General features: G+C 70.0%; 13 protein-coding genes. 6 read left to right on the top strand and 7 right to left on the bottom strand.

Annotation, left to right across the window (positions count from 1 at the left end):
- Nucleotide 1 precedes the first annotated feature (1 nt).
- On the bottom strand, nt 2-667 hold the full coding sequence (locus ACFC1K_RS11265; protein ID WP_375871670.1) for an alpha/beta hydrolase: 666 nt from the start codon (nt 665-667) through the stop codon (nt 2-4).
- A gap of 91 nt (nt 668-758) precedes the next feature.
- Between ACFC1K_RS11265 and ACFC1K_RS11260 the strand changes: the two genes are divergently transcribed.
- The 3 genes from ACFC1K_RS11260 to ACFC1K_RS11250 all read left to right on the top strand — a co-directional run bounded on the left by ACFC1K_RS11260 (nt 759) and on the right by ACFC1K_RS11250 (nt 5,123).
- Nucleotides 759-1,346 (top strand): NUDIX hydrolase family protein, encoded by a 588-nt coding sequence (locus tag ACFC1K_RS11260; protein ID WP_310288214.1) that lies wholly within the window; start codon nt 759-761, stop codon nt 1,344-1,346.
- Nucleotides 1,347-1,408: 62 nt separating this feature from the next.
- Nucleotides 1,409-3,322: a M3 family metallopeptidase gene (locus ACFC1K_RS11255; RefSeq protein WP_375871669.1), complete on the top strand. Its 1,914-nt coding sequence runs from the start codon at nt 1,409-1,411 to the stop codon at nt 3,320-3,322.
- Nucleotides 3,323-3,536: 214 nt separating this feature from the next.
- A complete protein-coding gene (locus tag ACFC1K_RS11250) occupies nt 3,537-5,123 on the top strand; it encodes a hypothetical protein (RefSeq protein WP_375871668.1) in 1,587 nt (528 codons plus the stop codon).
- 264 nt (nt 5,124-5,387) lie between these two features.
- Here ACFC1K_RS11250 and ACFC1K_RS11245 read toward each other — a convergent pair whose 3' ends face one another.
- From ACFC1K_RS11245 to ACFC1K_RS11235, 3 genes are all read right to left on the bottom strand, one after another.
- Nucleotides 5,388-6,458, bottom strand: coding sequence for a threonine aldolase family protein (locus ACFC1K_RS11245; RefSeq protein ID WP_375871667.1), 1,071 nt, complete (start codon nt 6,456-6,458; stop codon nt 5,388-5,390).
- Between the two features lie 42 nt (nt 6,459-6,500).
- Nucleotides 6,501-7,214: an SDR family NAD(P)-dependent oxidoreductase gene (locus tag ACFC1K_RS11240; protein WP_375871666.1), complete on the bottom strand. Its 714-nt coding sequence runs from the start codon at nt 7,212-7,214 to the stop codon at nt 6,501-6,503.
- A 73-nt stretch (nt 7,215-7,287) separates the two neighbouring features.
- Nucleotides 7,288-8,721 (bottom strand): DUF6421 family protein, encoded by a 1,434-nt coding sequence (locus tag ACFC1K_RS11235; RefSeq protein ID WP_375871665.1) that lies wholly within the window; start codon nt 8,719-8,721, stop codon nt 7,288-7,290.
- A gap of 117 nt (nt 8,722-8,838) precedes the next feature.
- Here ACFC1K_RS11235 and ACFC1K_RS11230 point away from each other — a divergent pair, with 117 nt between their 5' ends.
- Nucleotides 8,839-9,285: an Lrp/AsnC family transcriptional regulator gene (locus ACFC1K_RS11230; protein ID WP_310289995.1), complete on the top strand. Its 447-nt coding sequence runs from the start codon at nt 8,839-8,841 to the stop codon at nt 9,283-9,285.
- Between the two features lie 175 nt (nt 9,286-9,460).
- A complete protein-coding gene (locus ACFC1K_RS11225) occupies nt 9,461-10,429 on the top strand; it encodes a diacylglycerol/lipid kinase family protein (protein ID WP_375871664.1) in 969 nt (322 codons plus the stop codon).
- A 117-nt stretch (nt 10,430-10,546) separates the two neighbouring features.
- Here the strand turns inward: ACFC1K_RS11225 and ACFC1K_RS11220 are convergent, their stop codons facing one another.
- Both ACFC1K_RS11220 and ACFC1K_RS11215 read right to left on the bottom strand, forming a co-directional pair.
- Nucleotides 10,547-12,064, bottom strand: coding sequence for a CoA-acylating methylmalonate-semialdehyde dehydrogenase (locus ACFC1K_RS11220; protein WP_310288236.1), 1,518 nt, complete (start codon nt 12,062-12,064; stop codon nt 10,547-10,549).
- Between the two features lie 46 nt (nt 12,065-12,110).
- On the bottom strand, nt 12,111-13,445 hold the full coding sequence (locus ACFC1K_RS11215; RefSeq protein WP_375871663.1) for an aspartate aminotransferase family protein: 1,335 nt from the start codon (nt 13,443-13,445) through the stop codon (nt 12,111-12,113).
- On the opposite strand from ACFC1K_RS11215, the gene ACFC1K_RS11210 reads away from it, so the two are divergent.
- Nucleotides 13,389-13,811, top strand: coding sequence for a response regulator transcription factor (locus tag ACFC1K_RS11210; RefSeq protein WP_375871662.1), 423 nt, complete (start codon nt 13,389-13,391; stop codon nt 13,809-13,811). The genes ACFC1K_RS11215 and ACFC1K_RS11210 overlap by 57 nt on opposite strands.
- A gap of 26 nt (nt 13,812-13,837) precedes the next feature.
- On the opposite strand, the gene ACFC1K_RS11205 is transcribed toward ACFC1K_RS11210, so the two are convergent.
- On the bottom strand, nt 13,838-15,016 hold the full coding sequence (locus tag ACFC1K_RS11205; protein ID WP_375871661.1) for an ABC transporter substrate-binding protein: 1,179 nt from the start codon (nt 15,014-15,016) through the stop codon (nt 13,838-13,840).
- Between the last annotated feature and the right edge of the window lie 44 nt (nt 15,017-15,060).

Genomic DNA, 15,060 nt, shown 5'->3' with positions numbered 1-15,060 from the left:
ATCAGCCCTCGATCGCGAGCTCTTCGAGCTGCTTGTCGAGGAAGACCCGTACGTCGGCGAGCTCCTGCTCCGAGACGCTGTGCGTCAGGCCCGCGTACACGCGACCGCTCAGGTCGACGCGCTCGGGCAGCCACTGCGTCGTGTGCTCGACGAGGAACTCCGGGATGACGTCGTCGTTGGTGCCCCGGCCCCAGAACACCGGAGGCCTCCGTTCGGCGAACTCGGCATCCTTCGGCAGCTCGCCGGGCGTCACGTAGCCCGACAGGTTGGCGGCGAACGCGAACCGCTGCGGCTCGAGACGCATGGCCTGCAGCGACACCGCTCCGCCTTGCGAGAAACCGAGAAGACCGACGGATGCTGCGCCCTCCGCGTGCGCGTCGACCCAGGCGATCACTGCCTCTGCAGCGCGCGTGACGTGCGAGGGATCGCGGCCGTCCAGGCCGTCGATCGGGTACCAGGAGCGACCGGGCGCCGGCCACGGCGGGACGAGGGGAGCGGCGAGGCTCGCGACGACGAAGGCGTCGGGAAGGTAGCCGCGCAGGGGATAGAGATCGTGCTCGTCGGCGCCGTAGCCGTGCAGGAGAAGGAGGAGGTGGCGTCCTGCGAGGGCCGACCGCTCGGTCGACCACAGCACGGCGTCGGCATCGAGGACGAGCGCTTCCGGCATGCCCTCATCCTGACATGCTGCGCCGACACGGCCGAGGCCCGAACGGGTGCGGTCCTCGTCGCGGGTGGGTCGCGCGGGGTATACAAGAGGCATGTCCGTGCGCACTCCCGACCCCGAACCTGCGGGCGACGAGCCGTTCGGCCCGCCGGCCGGCAATGTCTCGAACCCCGCGTGGCTGAGCGACATCGAGCTCGAAGAGGCTCGTCGCCGGCTGCCCATGCTCTACGTCGAGGGCGTTCCGGTGCGCACCGACGGCATGGGTCAGGTCACGCAAGTCGGCATCCTGCTGCGGGCGACCCCCATCGGGGAGATCTCGCGCACCATCGTGTCGGGTCGCGTGCGGTACGGCGAGACCGTCCGCGACGCGCTGTTCCGGCACCTCGAGAACGACCTCGGGCCGATGGCCTTCCCCCTGCTGCCGCCGCAGCCGACGCCGTTCACCGTCGCCGAGTACTTCCCGCTCCCGGGCGTCAGCGCCTACCACGACGACCGGCAGCACGCGGTGTCGCTCGCGTTCGTCGTCCCCGTCACCGGCACGTGCGAGCCGCGTCAGGACGCGCTCGAGGTGACCTGGCTGACACCGGAGGAGGCGGCATCCGATGCCCTCTCCGCCGAGATGGAGGGCGGACGCGGCACCCTCGTGCGCATGGCGCTCGCAAGCGTCGGCGCCCTGCGCTGACCCTCGCGCCCGCCCGGATCCCGCCCTCGCGCGGTGTCGCCGCCCGCGCATAGGCTCGCAGGGTGACTCTCGCACCCCTGCCCTTCCCGTCCGACGCCGCCGGCTGGGCGGCCTTCGCGACCGCGCGCCCTGCCGAGCGCATCGCCCGCGTGCACGAGATCGACGCGCGCCTGACCTCCGGCGCGGAGCTGACGACCGCGGCACGCCTCGAGCTCTGGAACGACGCCGACATCGCCCTCGCCGAGGCGCTCAGCGAGGCCTACGTGGTGAGCGAGGCGCACCCCGACGCCGAGGTGCGCGAGATCGCGGAGTCGCAGGTGCAGGCGGTCGAGTCGCTGTCGGCGGCGCGCCTCTTGAACCGCGATCTGTGGCATTCGTTCGCGGATGCCTCGGCCGACGGTCTCGACGAAGACCAGGCGCGTCTGCTGACGCACCTGCTGCGCGACTTCCGCCGCGGTGGCGTCGAGCTGGACGAGGCGGACCGCGAGCGTGCCCGGCAGCTGGCCGACCGCGACACCGAGCTGTCGCTGGCGTTCTCGCGCAACATCCGCGACGGGCGCCGCGAGATCACCGTTCCGGCGGAGGGCCTCGGCGGACTGCCGCACGACTTCATCGACGCCCACCCCGCCGATGCACAGGGCCGCGTGACACTGTCGACCGACTACCCCGACCTCATGCCGATCCGCGACTACGCGCACGACCGTGCGACCCGCGTCGCACTGGTGAGCGCCTACAACGACCTCGCGTGGCCCGAGAACGACGCGATCCTGGCCGAGCTGCTCGACGTGCGCGCCGAGCGTGCCCGACTGCTCGGGTACCCGGACTGGGCCGACTACGAGACCGAGACCCGCATGATCGGGTCGGGGGCCGAGATCCCGGCATTCCTCTCACGTCTCGACGACGCGTCACGGGCGGCGACGGATGCCGAGTACCCGATCCTGCTCGAACGCCTGCGCCGTGACATCCCCGATGTCGACGCCGTGTCGATCGCCGACTTCTGGTACCTGCTCGGGGCGATCAAGCGCGAGCAGTACGACGTCGACTCACAGCTCGTGCGGTCGTACTTCCCGTTCGAGCGCGTCGTCGCGGGCGTTCTCGATGTCACCGGTCGGCTGCTCGACGTCGAGTATGTGCCGGTCGACGCCCCCGCGTGGCACGACGACGTGCAGACCTACGACGTCGTGCGCGACGGTGATCGCCTCGGGCGCATCCACCTCGACCTGCACCCGCGCGAGGGCAAGTTCAGCCACGCCGCATGCTTCCCGCTCGCGCCGGGCGTCTCCGGACGCGTGCTTCCGGAGGCAGCGCTGCTCTGCAATTTCTCACGCGGACTGCTCGAGCACGACGAGGTGGTGACGTTCTTCCACGAGTTCGGGCACCTCGTGCACGACATCCTCGGCGGCCGGCAGCGCTTCGCCCGTTTCAGCGGGGTCGCGACCGAGTGGGACTTCGTCGAAGCACCCAGCCAGCTCCTCGAGGAGTGGGCATGGGACGCCGAGGTCCTGGCCTCGTTCAGCGCGAACGCCGACGGCGAGCCGATCCCGTCCGATCTCGTCGAGCGCATGCGCACCGCCGACGCGTTCGGTCGCGCACTCGAGGTGCGCCGCCAGCTGGGGCATGCCAACGTGTCGTACCACCTGCACGTCGACCGGCCCGCCGACCTGCAGGCCGAGACGGAGCGGCTGTACGCGGCATCCAGTCCCGTCCAGCCGCTGGGTGGACTCCACTCGTATGCCGGATTCGGGCACCTCACGGGGTACGGCGCCTGCTACTACACGTACCAGTGGAGCCTGGTGATCGCGCGCGACCTGCTGAGCGGGTTCGGGGCGGGATTGATGGACCCCGAAGCCGCACATCGCTATCGCACGGAGGTGCTGGAACGGGGCGGATCGCGGGACGCGCGGGACCTCGTCGAAGCGTTCCTGGGGCGCCCCTCGTCGTTCGACGCGTACCGCGAGTGGCTCGCGGGCGAATGACGTTTCGCGCACACAGCGCGGCGTTGTAGGGTTCACCTACCCCCGAAGCGCAGTCACCCGCGACACACCCCCCGGTGTCGTCGAGGACGGTGCGGCCACCGCTGCCCGCGCGCGCGGCGATCCGTTCGCCGGCGCGGCGGGCGCGGTACCGCACGCCTCCGCCGCGAGCACTCGCCGACGTTGCACACCCTCGCCACAGAAAGCGGAGATACCGATGTCCGACCACGCCCAGAGCGCCGGAAACACGGGTCAGGACGACCCGACCCCGTTCGACAACCTCATCGGCGACACGGCGACCACCGCGTTCGGATCGGGCTTCACGACGACCTTCCGCGGATACGACAAGGAAGAGGTCGACGCCGCCATCGCCGGGCTCGACGCGCGTATGCGCGCCGCCAGCGACGAGGTCGCGCAGCTGAAGCAGCACCAGCGCCGCGCGGGTGCCGCCGTCGCCCAGAGCCGCGCGAAGGCCGAGCGCCTCGAGGCCGAGCTGCAGACGGCCAACGAGCGCCGTCAGGCCGAGATCGATGCGGCGATCGCCGAACGTCAGGCCGAGATCGACGCCACGCTCGTCGCTCGGCAGGAAGAGGTCGAGCGTCTCGAAGCGGCGCTCGCCGAAGCCGAGCAGACGCGCCGGGCCGACCTCGAGCGCGTCGCGGCCGAGGCATCGGCCGCCCGCGAGGAAGAGGGCGACGCCGTCCAGCGGCTCCAGGGCGAGCTCGAACTCGCGAACGCGAAGATCGCCGACGCCGAGCAGCGCGTGCAGACCCTGAGCGATGAGCTCGTCGGCGCGACCACGGAGTCGCCCAACCGTCAGCAGTTCGAAGAGGTGCTGCGCGTCGCCGAGGACCAGGCGAGCCTGCTCATCCGCAACGCGACGATCCAGGGTGACCGCCTGCTCGAGGCCGCGCGCGAGGAGATCGCGAACCGCCGCTCATCCGCGCTGGCCGAGGCTGACGGCATCGTCTCGCAGGCCCAGCACGACGCCCAGCAGATCCAGCTGAAGATCGACACCGAGCTCACCGCGCACGAGGCGCGCCTCGAGCGCGAGGCGGCGCACGCGGCCGAGAAGGTGTCGCAGGCCGAGCGCGAGGCCGCCGCCATCCGCTCCGAGGCCGAGAAGGGCGCGGCCGTGCTGCGCTCGACCGTGGCCCGCGAGACCGCCCGTGACCGCTCGGAGGCCGAGGAGACGGTGCGCGAGCTGCGTCTGCGTGCCCTCGAGTTCGAGGCATCCCTCACCCGCCGCCAGGATGACGCGCACCAGGAGTTCCTCGTCCTGCATAACCAGGCGGTCGCGCACGCCGAGCGCATCACGCAGGACGCCAACGAGCAGGTCACCGCATCGCTCGAGCACGCCCAGCGCGTGTCGGTGAAGGCCGAGGACTTCGAGCGCCTCATGCGCGCCCAGTCGCAGCAGATCGAGGCCGACGCGCAGCTGCGCGCCCGCGAGCACCTCGACCGCGCCCACGTGAAGGCCGAGCGCATCATCGACCTCGTGACGACCCACTCGCAGTCCGTGCTCCGCGACGCCGAGGACCGCACCCGCCAGCTGCGCTGGCAGCAGCACCAGCTGATGAGCTTCATGGCCGAGGTCAAGGAGCTGATCCGTCCCGAGACCCCCCTCACGTCGGCCGAAGACGCCGCGAGCGACGAGGTCGAGACGGACGAGACGGATGCTGCTGCCTCCGTGGATGCCGAGGCTGCGGTCGGTGGGGTCGAGGGCGCTGAGCCCGAGGACGAGCACGGGGACGATGAGCCAGCCGAGGGCGAGCACCACGAAGGCGAGCACCACGACGGCTGACCCCGGTCCTTGAGCGCAATGCGCTCCGCGCCCGAACACGAACGCGCCTGACCTTGCGCAAGGTCAGGCGCGTTTCGTCTCTGCGTCTCGACGCGCAAGCTCGCTCGACCGCGTTCCTCGCTCGCTGAGGCGACCGAGGATGCTCGGGTGTGCGGCATCCATCCCACGGCTGCAACAGGTCAACCGCGGTTCTGCAGGAGCGGCCTACGGCGCATGCTCCTGCAGAAGCCCGGTTGACCTGTTGAGCGGCGACGGCGTCCGGGGTCAGGCCGCCGAGGTCTCGCGGGCGATGGCGGCGAGGAAGGCGTCGATGTCGTTCTCGGAGGTGTCGAAGCTGCACATCCAGCGGACTTCGTTCTTCGCGGCATCCCAGTCGTAAAACTTGAATGAGGTGCGCAGGCGCTCGGCGACGCCGTCGGGCAGGGTGGCGAAGACGCCGTTCGCCTGCGTCGGCTGCGTGAACTCGATGCCCGAGATCGAGCCGTCGACGATCCCCGCCTCGATGCCGGCGCGCAGGCGCTGCGCCATCGCGTTGGAGTGCGAGGCGTTGCGGTGCCACAGGTCGCCCTCGAGCAGGGCGAGCAGCTGCGCCGACACGAAGCGCATCTTCGACGCGAGCTGCATGTCGAGCTTCCGGAGGAACCTGAGCCCTTCCGACGCCGACGGGTTGAGCACGACCACGGCCTCGCCGAGCATCGCACCGTTCTTGGTCCCGCCGAAGCTCAGCACGTCGACGCCCGCGTCGCGCGTGAAGGCGCGGAACGGCACGTCGAGCGATGCCGCCGCGTTGGAGATGCGCGAGCCGTCCATGTGCACGTGCATGCCGAGGCTGTGGGCGTGGTCCGCGATCGCCGTGATCTCGTCGACCGTGTACAGCGTGCCGAGCTCGGTCGACTGCGTGATCGACACCACGAGCGGCTGTGCGCGGTGCTCGTCGCCCCAGCCCCATGCCTCGCGGTCGATGAGCTCGGGGGTGAGCTTGCCGTCGTCCGTGGGGACGGTCAGCAGCTTGATGCCCGCCACGCGTTCGGGCGCGCCGCCCTCGTCGACGTTGATGTGCGCCGTCCCGGCCGAGACCACCGCGCCCCAGCGGGGGAGCATCGACTGCAGCCCCACGACGTTCGCACCGGTGCCGTTGAACACCGGGTACGCCTCGACCCCCTCGCCGAAGTGGCGGGCCATCACCGACTGCAGACGCTCGGTGTACACGTCGTCGCCGTACGCGACCTGGTGGCCGTCGTTGGCGGCGGCGATCGCCGCGAGCACCTCGGGGTGGATGCCGGAGTAGTTGTCGCTGGCGAAGCCGCGCAGGTTCGGGTCGTGGATCGTGGTCACGGGTGTCCAATCTCGTATCGCGTGCGGGCGGCCCGGGGGCCGTTACAGGGAGGGGTCGGTGAGCTCGACGATGGTGTCGTTGATGTCGGCGGCCTCGGCGATCCAGAGGTCGGCGAACCGGTGCGCGAGCGCCTCTTCGAGTCCGTCGAGGCTCTTCACGCGGAAGATCACGGATGCTGCGGCCTGCGGCGTCCCGGAGTCCCGGGCGTCCTTCGCGAAGCCCTGTGCGACGGCGCGGGCCCACGCCTCGGTCGCGGCCTTCACCGCGGCGTAGTTCGCGCCGCCGGCGAGCGGACGTGCTACCGCCGTGGACGACACCACCGCGAGCCGACCCGCCTCGGAGGCCCGCAGATCGGCGTCGAACGCACGGCTCACATGGCGCAGCGCCGTGAGGGAGCCCTCCAGGAAGCGGAAGTCGGCGTCGCTCTGCCCCGCCAGGCCGCCTCCGCCGCGCCACCCGCCCACGAGGTGCAGCACCCCGTCGACCGGGCTGTCCTCCGCGTGGATGCGCTCTGCCAGCGCCGCCACCTCGGCCTCGTCGCCCAGGTCGCACACCTCAGTGCGTACGCTCCCTGCGGTGCCCCCGGCCAGGGATGCCGCATCGCTTTCCAGAGAATCGAGAAGATCGCGCAGCTTGCCCGCGTCGCGCCCGACGGCCACCACGCGCGCACCGGCGGCGCGAAGGACGCGTGCGGCGGTGAGGCCTGACGCGCTGGTCGCACCGGCGATGATCACGAGTCTGCCTGAGACGCTCATGTCTCCACCCTTCCACGTCGCGAACGAGCGTTCTCGGCGAGATACGAGACCTCGCCGAGAACGCCCGTCGGTGTCAGGAATCCTGCCCGGTGATCCCGGCGGTCGACTCGATGATCGGCTTCATCTTCTTGTCGAGCGCCTCGAAGAACATCGAGAGCGGGAACTCGTCGTCCAGGACCGCGTCGGTGTACCCCTTCGGGGCGCCGGCGAGGATCTCGTCGGAGAGGCCCCGCGCCCAGCGCGAAGCCGGATTCGGCGTCAGCGTCGAGCGCACGAGGTCATAGGCGGCGAGCCAGTGCGCGGTCTTCGGCCGGTCGATGGACCGCCAGTACAGCTCGTCGATCGCCTCGCCGAGCGCGATCACGGCGGCGGGCACGTCGTCCCAGTCGAAGGCGAGCGCGGTGTCGGTCCAGTGCAGCACATCGCGCTGGTGCAGCCACGCGAACAGCAGCTGGCCGCCGAGTCCGTCGTAGTTGCGCACGCGCGAGCCCGTGATCGAGAACCGGAAGATGCGGTCGAAGATCACCGCGTACTGCACGAGCTTGGCGTGCTCGAGCATCTCGGCCTCGGCGGCATCGAGCGTCTCGCCCGCCTGTACGCGGGCCGCGAGGCGCTTCTCGATCGCGACGCACTCGCGGAACGCGGTGAGGTCGCACCGCAGCTCTTCGAGCGAGTACAGGAAGTACGGCATCCGCTGCTTGATCATGAACGGATCGAACGGCAGGTCGCCGCGCATGTGCGTGCGGTCGTGGATGATGTCCCACATCACGAACGTCTTCTCGGTCAGCGCCTGGTCGTCGAGCATGCGCGCGGCGTCGGCGGGGAGGTCGAGCTTCGTGATGCCGGCGGCGGCACGGACGACGCGGCGGTAGCGCGCGGCCTCGCGGTCCTGGAAGATCGCGCCCCACGTGAACGTCGGGATCTCGCGCATCGCGACGGTCTCGGGGAAGAGCACCGCGGAGTTCGTGTCATACCCGGGCGTGAAGTCGACGAACCGCAGCGACACGAACAGCTTGTTGCCGTAGTCACCGGCCTCGAGTTGAGCGATGAACTCCGGCCAGATCACCTCGACGAGCACGGCCTCGACGTGGCGGTCGCTCGAGCCGTTCTGCGTGTACATCGGGAACACGACGAGATGACGGATGCCGTCGGCGCGCTGCTGCTGCGGCTGGAAGGCTTCGAGCGACTCGAGGAAGTCCGGGACGCCGAACCCCTGGTCCATCCAGCGATCGAAGTCGCGCACCGACGCGGCGAGGTACTCGGCGTCGTGCGGGAAGGCGGGCGCGAGCGCGCGGATGCCGCTCGTGATCTCCGTGACCAGGGCGCGAGCTTCGGCGTGGGCGGCAGCATCCGGAATCGATCCGTCCTGCACCTGGAGACTCTGGATCGCGGTCGCCGCGGCCTTGAGGCGCAGCCACGCGTCGCTCGACTCGGCCACGCGGGCGTCCTCGACGACCTCGGGTTCGCCGACGATCGCCTTCGACGTGTGAAGGGTGCTGCTGGACATGGTGAACCTCCGATCTTCGAGTGCGGTTTCACTCCCGATTCTAGAGAAGTTCCCTTGGTTCCGAGATTCGGCAGGAAAGTTTCCTGCTCGCGCGACTAGTGTCGAGTCATGCCCGTCCTGGATGACGCGATCGATGCCGCCATCGTGCGCGAGGTGTCGAAGGACGCCCGCGCCACCCTCGCCGACCTGTCCGCAGCCGTCGGACTGTCGGTGTCCGCTGTGCAGGCGCGACTGCGCCGCCTCGAGAGCCGCGGCGTCATCACGGGTTACCGCACCCTCGTCGACGCCGAGGCCGTTGGAAAGCCGCTCGCCGCGTTCGTCGAGATCACGCCGCTCGACCCCGCCCAGCCCGACAACGCACCCGAACTGCTCGAGCACCTCACCGAGATCGAGGCGTGCCATTCGATCGCGGGCGACGCGAGCTACATCCTGCTCGTGCGCGTCGCGTCGCCGCGCCATCTGGAGTCGCTGATCCGCGACATCCGTGCCGCCGCGTCGGTCAATACGCGCACGACCGTGGTGCTGCAGACGTTCTACGAGAACCGGCCGATCCTCCCGGCCTGAGCGCGCCGTACTCGCAGCGCGCGGGTGGCGCCGGCGGCGAGACACGGGAATCCCGCCGAAACAGGTGACGTCGCCGCGAGTCCCGACGGAAATGCCTTGTCTCGCGATTCCGCGCAGATCGCGGGCGCCGGCGCAAGCCCTCGTTCAGCCCCGTCTGCGTCGGTACCCTCGCCGCATGAACCACAGGACACGCTCCGACGGGCACGGTGTACTCGTCGTGCGGAACGCGCGATCCGGCTCCGCCGTGATCCGCTCGGATCCGGCGGGCACGTTCGCCGAGCGACTGCCGGCCGCACGGGTGCACGAGCTCGGCGAGGGGGAGGACCTCGCGGAGGTCGTCGATACGGCGATGAAGACGGATGCCGCACCCGACGTGCTGGGGATCTACGGCGGCGACGGCTCGGTGTCTCGCATGGCGCACCTCGCACGACAGCACGATCGACCGTTGCTGGCCATGCCCGGCGGCACGTTCAACCACTTCGTGCGGGCACTCGGCGTGGAGACCGTCGACGACGCCATCGATGCTCTCGCGGCCGGCTCGACCGTGGAGGTCGGTGTGGTGGAGGCGACGGCCGACGCGGACGAGCCGGTGACCGTCCTCAACGTGGTTTCCATCGGTGCGTACCCGGAACTCATCGAAGAGCGCGAGCGCCGCAGCAGCCTGGGCAAGTGGCTCGGCGGTGCGGTGGCCACAGCGGTCGCGCTGCGGCGCGCCGAGCCGCTGACGATCGTCCGCGGCGGCAGGCGGGCCCGGGTCTGGTCGGTCTTCGTCAGCGTCGGACGAAACGATCCCGACCGTGTCGCGACGATGCAGCGGCAGGAGACGGATGCCGCCGTGCTGGATGTGCGCGTCCACCACGCGCGCGGATCCAAGGTCCGCGCATTCGCGTCGCTCGCGTTCGGCAAGCGGTCGGCGGCCGTGCTGCGCGCGATCGGGCTGTTCCCCCGCGACGCCGACATCGAGCGGCTCGTGGTGCGGGAGTTCGAACTTCAGGTGCGCCCCGAGCCGGGGCATCCGTCTGTCTTCGTCCACGACGGCGAGCTCGAGGAGCGGGCTCCCGGCGGCTTCACCCTGCGGTGCGTCGCCGTGCCGCGGGCGGTGACGGTGTTCGCGCCCGCTCAGCGACCGGACGTCGGTCGCTGAGCACCAACCAACCCTTTGTTCGTTCGTCACAGATGTACGTAGATAGCCCATACGGGCGTACATCTGTGACGAACGAACGAAGGAGAGCGTGGCGCGTGCGGGCGTGACGTGGGCCGGTCAGTCGTGCTGGGGGAAGCCCAGGTTGATGCCGCCGTGCGACGGGTCGAGCCAGCGCGAGGTGATCGCCTTCTCGGCCGTGAAGAACTCGAAGCCGTGCGGGCCGTAGGCCTTGGCGTCGCCGAAGAGCGACGCCTTCCAGCCGCCGAAGGAGTGGTACGCCACCGGGACGGGGATCGGCACGTTGATGCCGATCATCCCGACGGTCGCCTCGCGCTGGAAGCGCCGGGCCGCGCCGCCGTCGTTCGTGAAGATGGCCGTGCCGTTGCCGTAGCGGCTCGAGTTGATGATGTCGAGGCCCTCTTCGTAGCCTTCGACGCGCACGACCGACAGCACCGGGCCGAAGATCTCGTCGGTGTAGACCGTCGAGGTCGTGGGCACGTTGTCGATCAGGGTCGGTCCGAGCCAGAAGCCGTTCTCGTCGCCGTCGATCTCGACGTCGCGCCCGTCGACCACGACCGAGGCGCCGTCGGCTCCGGCGACGTCGAGGTACGACGTCACCTTGTCGCGGTGCTGGCCCGTGATGAGCGGACCCATGTCGCAGCCGCGGGTGCCGTCGCCCACCTTGAGTCCCGCCATGCGCTCGGCGACCTTCGCGACGAACGCGTCGGCGACGGTGTCGACGGCGAGCACGACCGAGATCGCCATGCAGCGCTCGCCGGCAGAGCCGAAGCCCGCGTTGACGGCGGCGTCCGCGGCGAGGTCGAGGTCGGCGTCCGGCAGCACCAGCATGTGGTTCTTCGCGCCGCCGAGCGCTTGCACGCGCTTGCCGTGCGAGGTCGCGGTCTCGTAGACGTACTTGGCGATCGGCGTCGAGCCGACGAACGAGATCGCCCGCACGTCGGGGTGCTCGAGGAGCGCGTCGACCGCCTCCTTGTCGCCGTGCACGACGTTGAAGACACCGTCCGGGAGCCCCGCCTCGGTGAGGAGGCCGGCGAGCCAGTTCGCCGCCGTCGGGTCCTTCTCGGACGGCTTCAGCACCACCGCGTTGCCGGCGGCCAGCGCGATCGAGAAGAACCACAGCGGCACCATCGCCGGGAAGTTGAACGGGCTGATGATGCCCACGACGCCGAGCGGCTGCCGCAGCGTGTACACGTCGATGCCGGTCGAGACGTTCTCGGAGTACGCGCCCTTGGTCAGGTGCCCGAGGCCGCACGCGAACTCGACGACCTCCATGCCGCGCGCGATCTCGCCGCGCGCGTCGGAGAGCACCTTGCCGTGCTCGGCGGTCAGGATCTCGGCGAGCTCCTCCTTGCGGGCGTTGAGCAGCTCGCGGAACGCGAACAGCACCGTCTGACGCTTGGCGATCGACGCGTCGCGCCACTGCAGCCACGCCGCGGACGCGGCATCCACCGCTTCGCCGACGTCTTCACGCGACGCGAACCGCACCTCCTTCTGGACCGTTCCCAGCGCGGGGTTGAACACCTGGCCGGTGCGCTCGGATGCCCCGGCCCAGGGGGCCCCGTTCACCCAGTGGTCGAGAACCGCCGTCTCGGTGCGCGGCAGGGTGTCAGTCATCGTGTTCCTCCTTCGGAAGCCCTCCTCGTGAGAGGGCGTGCACGTGTCACGCGAGGTCGCCTTCGACCTTCGTCAGAGCTTCATCGTAAATCGACATCGCCTCCTGCACCTCCCCATCGGTCACCACGCAGGGCGGCACGACGTGGATGCGGTTCTCCGCGGCGAAGGGCAGCAGGCCTCGCGAGGTGAGCTCCTTCTTGAGGCGTCCGATCACATCGGCGCCGACCGGCTCGCGGGTCTCGCGGTCCGAGACGAGGTCGAGCGCCCAGAACACGCCCTCGCCCCGCACCTCGCCGATGAGCGGGTGCTTCTCGGCCAGCTCGGCCAATCCGGGGCCGATCGCCTCTTCGCCCACGCGGCGGGCGTTGTCGACGATCCCCTCCGACTCCATCGCGTCGATCGCGGCGATGATGGATGCCGCGGCCAGCGGATGACCGGAGTACGTGAGCCCTCCGGGGAAGACGCGGTCGTCGAACGTCGCCGAGATCTCGGGCGAGATGATGACGCCGCCCACCGGGACGTAGCCGGAGTTCACGCCCTTGGCGAAGGTGATGAGGTCGGGCACGACGTCGTAGCCCTGGAACGCGAACCAGCGGCCGGTGCGGCCGAAGCCCGCCATGACCTCGTCGAGGATCAGGACGATCCCGTACTTGTCGGCCAGGGCCCGGACTCCGGCGAGGTATCCCGGAGGCGGGAGCATGATGCCGGCGGTGCCAGGGATCGACTCGAGCAGCAGAGCCGCGATCGTCGCGGGACCCTCGGACTGGATGACGCGCTCCAGGTGCTGCAGCGCCCGCTCGGACTCCTCCTCCGGGGTCGTCGCCCAGAACTCGGTGCGGTACAGGAAGGGTCCGAAGAAGTGCACGTGTCCGCGGGCGAACTGGTTCGGCATCCGTCGCCAGTCGCCGGTGGCGACGATCGCCGCGCCGGTGTTGCCGTGGTACGAGCGGTACGTCGAGAGCACCGTCTCACGGCCCACTTCTCCTCGAGCAGCACAGTGGAGGCGTGCCATGCGGATGGCGTTCTCGATGGCGTCCGCGCCGCCGTTGGTGAAGAAGACCTTGGCGAACCCGTCGGGCGCCTTGTCGAGGATGCGCTCTGCCGCTTGCCCGCGGTGGAGGTTGGCCGTGGCGGGCCCGATGGTGGCGAGCCGCTCGGCCTGCTCGCGGATGGCGGCGACGACGGCAGGATGCTGATGCCCGATGTTGACGTTGACCAGCTGGCTCGAGAAATCGAGCAGCCGGTTGCCGGCGTGGTCCCAGACGACGGTGCCGGAGCCGCCGGCGATCACGGGGAGGTCCAGGCCCGCCTGCGCGGACCACGAGTGGAACACGAACTCGCGGTCGAGCTGCTTCGCGAGGGCGTCGAGGTCTTCGGTCATGCGGCCACGTTGCTGGATCGCGACGGCCGGCGCAAGACCCGGTTCACCCGCCCGACGCCCGCGCGACGGCGCCGGGACAAAGGGTTTCCGCCGAAACCGAGGATGATGCCCCCGGTTTCGGCGGAGATGCCCTGGTTCGGCGCGAGGGCGCTCAGACCCCCATGCTGCGCTCCGCGCGGGCCCGCCGCAGGATCGCGACACCGAACCACACGTCGCAGCAACGCCGAGATCGCGTCGATCCTGTTCCTCGGCGAGGCGACGGTGAAGACGCACGTCAGCCGGATGCTGCTCAAGCTGGGCGTCCGCGATCGCGTCCAGGCCGTCGCGTTCGCGTTTGAGAGCGGGCTGCTGACCCCGGGCGGCTGATCGCTCGGCCGCCCGGGGTCACGCGGCTATTGGCCGCCCTCGGTGAGGGTGACGTCGATCGGCGTGTACTCGCCGGCGACCTCGACGCCCTCGTCCTTCAGCGCGGCCAGCGCCTTCTCGATGTACTCGTTCGAGTACGCCGAGGCGGCGGGTTCGGTCGTGATGAGCTCGAGGTCGTCCTGGTTCTTCGCCGACAGCGCGCCCGCGACCGTCTTGTCCCACGCGGCCTTATCGACCAGGCCGAAGTCGGCGCCGGTCCAGATGAGCTTGTTGACCTCGTTCATCTGCCACTGCTGGTGCACCGGACCGACCGGGAAGGCCGCCTCGGCGTTGGAGGCGATGTCGTAGACGATCGACGCGGCCTCCTCGGGATTGTCGCGCGCGAAGATCCAGCCCTTGGTGACGGCCTTGAGGAACCGCACCGCCGCGTCGGCGTATGCGGGGTCGTCTTCGAGGCGCTGCGTGTCGGCCCAGATGGCGTCCTGCAGCATGGCGCCGTCGGTCTCCTCGTACGAGATGACGTCGAAGTCCTCCGGCTGGTACAGCTCACCGGTCGCCGGGTTCACGACCTCGAGGATCTGCGCCCACTCGTTGTACGTCATCGCCTGGGCGGCGTCGACGTCCCTGTCGAGGAGCGCGTTCATCGAGAAGTCCTGCGTCGTGATCGAGACCGTGGTCGAGTCGAGGTCTTCGGCGGCCATCGCCGCGAAGATCTCCCACTCATTTCCGAAGCCCCATGATCCGATCCGCTTGCCCTCGAAGTCCGCGACCGATTCGATGCCGTCGCCCTTCCACGACACCTGGAGCGTCCCCGACTTCTGGAACACCTGCGCGATGTCGGTGAGCTCGACGCCCGTGGCTTCGAGTGTGCCCAGCACTTTGGGAACCCACGCGATGGCGAAATCGACGTCGCCGGCGACGAGCGCGTCCTGCGGCACGATGTCGCCGCCCGACGGGACGATCTCGACGTCGTCGAAGCCCTCCTCCTCGAAGTAGCCCTTCTCCTGGGCGACGTAGTACCCCGCGAACTGCGCCTGCGGCAGCCACTGCAGCTGCAGCTTGATCGACGAGAGCGGCTCGAAGTCCTCGCCCCCGCCGCCCCCGTCGTCGCCGGAGTCACCGGAACCGGCACACGCCGCGAGCGCGAGTGCCGCGACGGTGAACACGGATGCTGCGGCCAGGCCGCGTCTGATGCTGTGTCTCATTGCGTTCCTTTCGTGTGGTGCGTTGTCTTTCCCTCGGTGGTCAG

It is taken from the genome of Microbacterium sp. NPDC056057 (assembly GCF_042266945.1).
Lineage (GTDB): Bacteria > Actinomycetota > Actinomycetes > Actinomycetales > Microbacteriaceae > Microbacterium > Microbacterium trichothecenolyticum_C.
The sequence above is the reverse complement of the archived record's forward strand: the minus strand, read 5'-3'. Positions and strand labels throughout refer to the sequence as shown.

What these genes read in the sequence shown, in the direction of transcription:
- ACFC1K_RS11265 (WP_375871670.1), bottom strand. Translation starts at nt 667, where the DNA reads ATGCCGGAAGCGCTCGTCCTCGATGCCGACGCCGTGCTGTGGTCGACC.
- ACFC1K_RS11260 (WP_310288214.1), top strand. Translation starts at nt 759, where the DNA reads ATGTCCGTGCGCACTCCCGACCCCGAACCTGCGGGCGACGAGCCGTTC.
- ACFC1K_RS11250 (WP_375871668.1), top strand. Translation starts at nt 3,537, where the DNA reads ATGTCCGACCACGCCCAGAGCGCCGGAAACACGGGTCAGGACGACCCG.
- ACFC1K_RS11240 (WP_375871666.1), bottom strand. Translation starts at nt 7,214, where the DNA reads ATGAGCGTCTCAGGCAGACTCGTGATCATCGCCGGTGCGACCAGCGCG.
- ACFC1K_RS11235 (WP_375871665.1), bottom strand. Translation starts at nt 8,721, where the DNA reads ATGTCCAGCAGCACCCTTCACACGTCGAAGGCGATCGTCGGCGAACCC.
- ACFC1K_RS11225 (WP_375871664.1), top strand. Translation starts at nt 9,461, where the DNA reads ATGAACCACAGGACACGCTCCGACGGGCACGGTGTACTCGTCGTGCGG.
- ACFC1K_RS11220 (WP_310288236.1), bottom strand. Translation starts at nt 12,064, where the DNA reads ATGACTGACACCCTGCCGCGCACCGAGACGGCGGTTCTCGACCACTGG.
- ACFC1K_RS11215 (WP_375871663.1), bottom strand. Translation starts at nt 13,445, where the DNA reads ATGACCGAAGACCTCGACGCCCTCGCGAAGCAGCTCGACCGCGAGTTC.
- ACFC1K_RS11205 (WP_375871661.1), bottom strand. Translation starts at nt 15,016, where the DNA reads ATGAGACACAGCATCAGACGCGGCCTGGCCGCAGCATCCGTGTTCACC.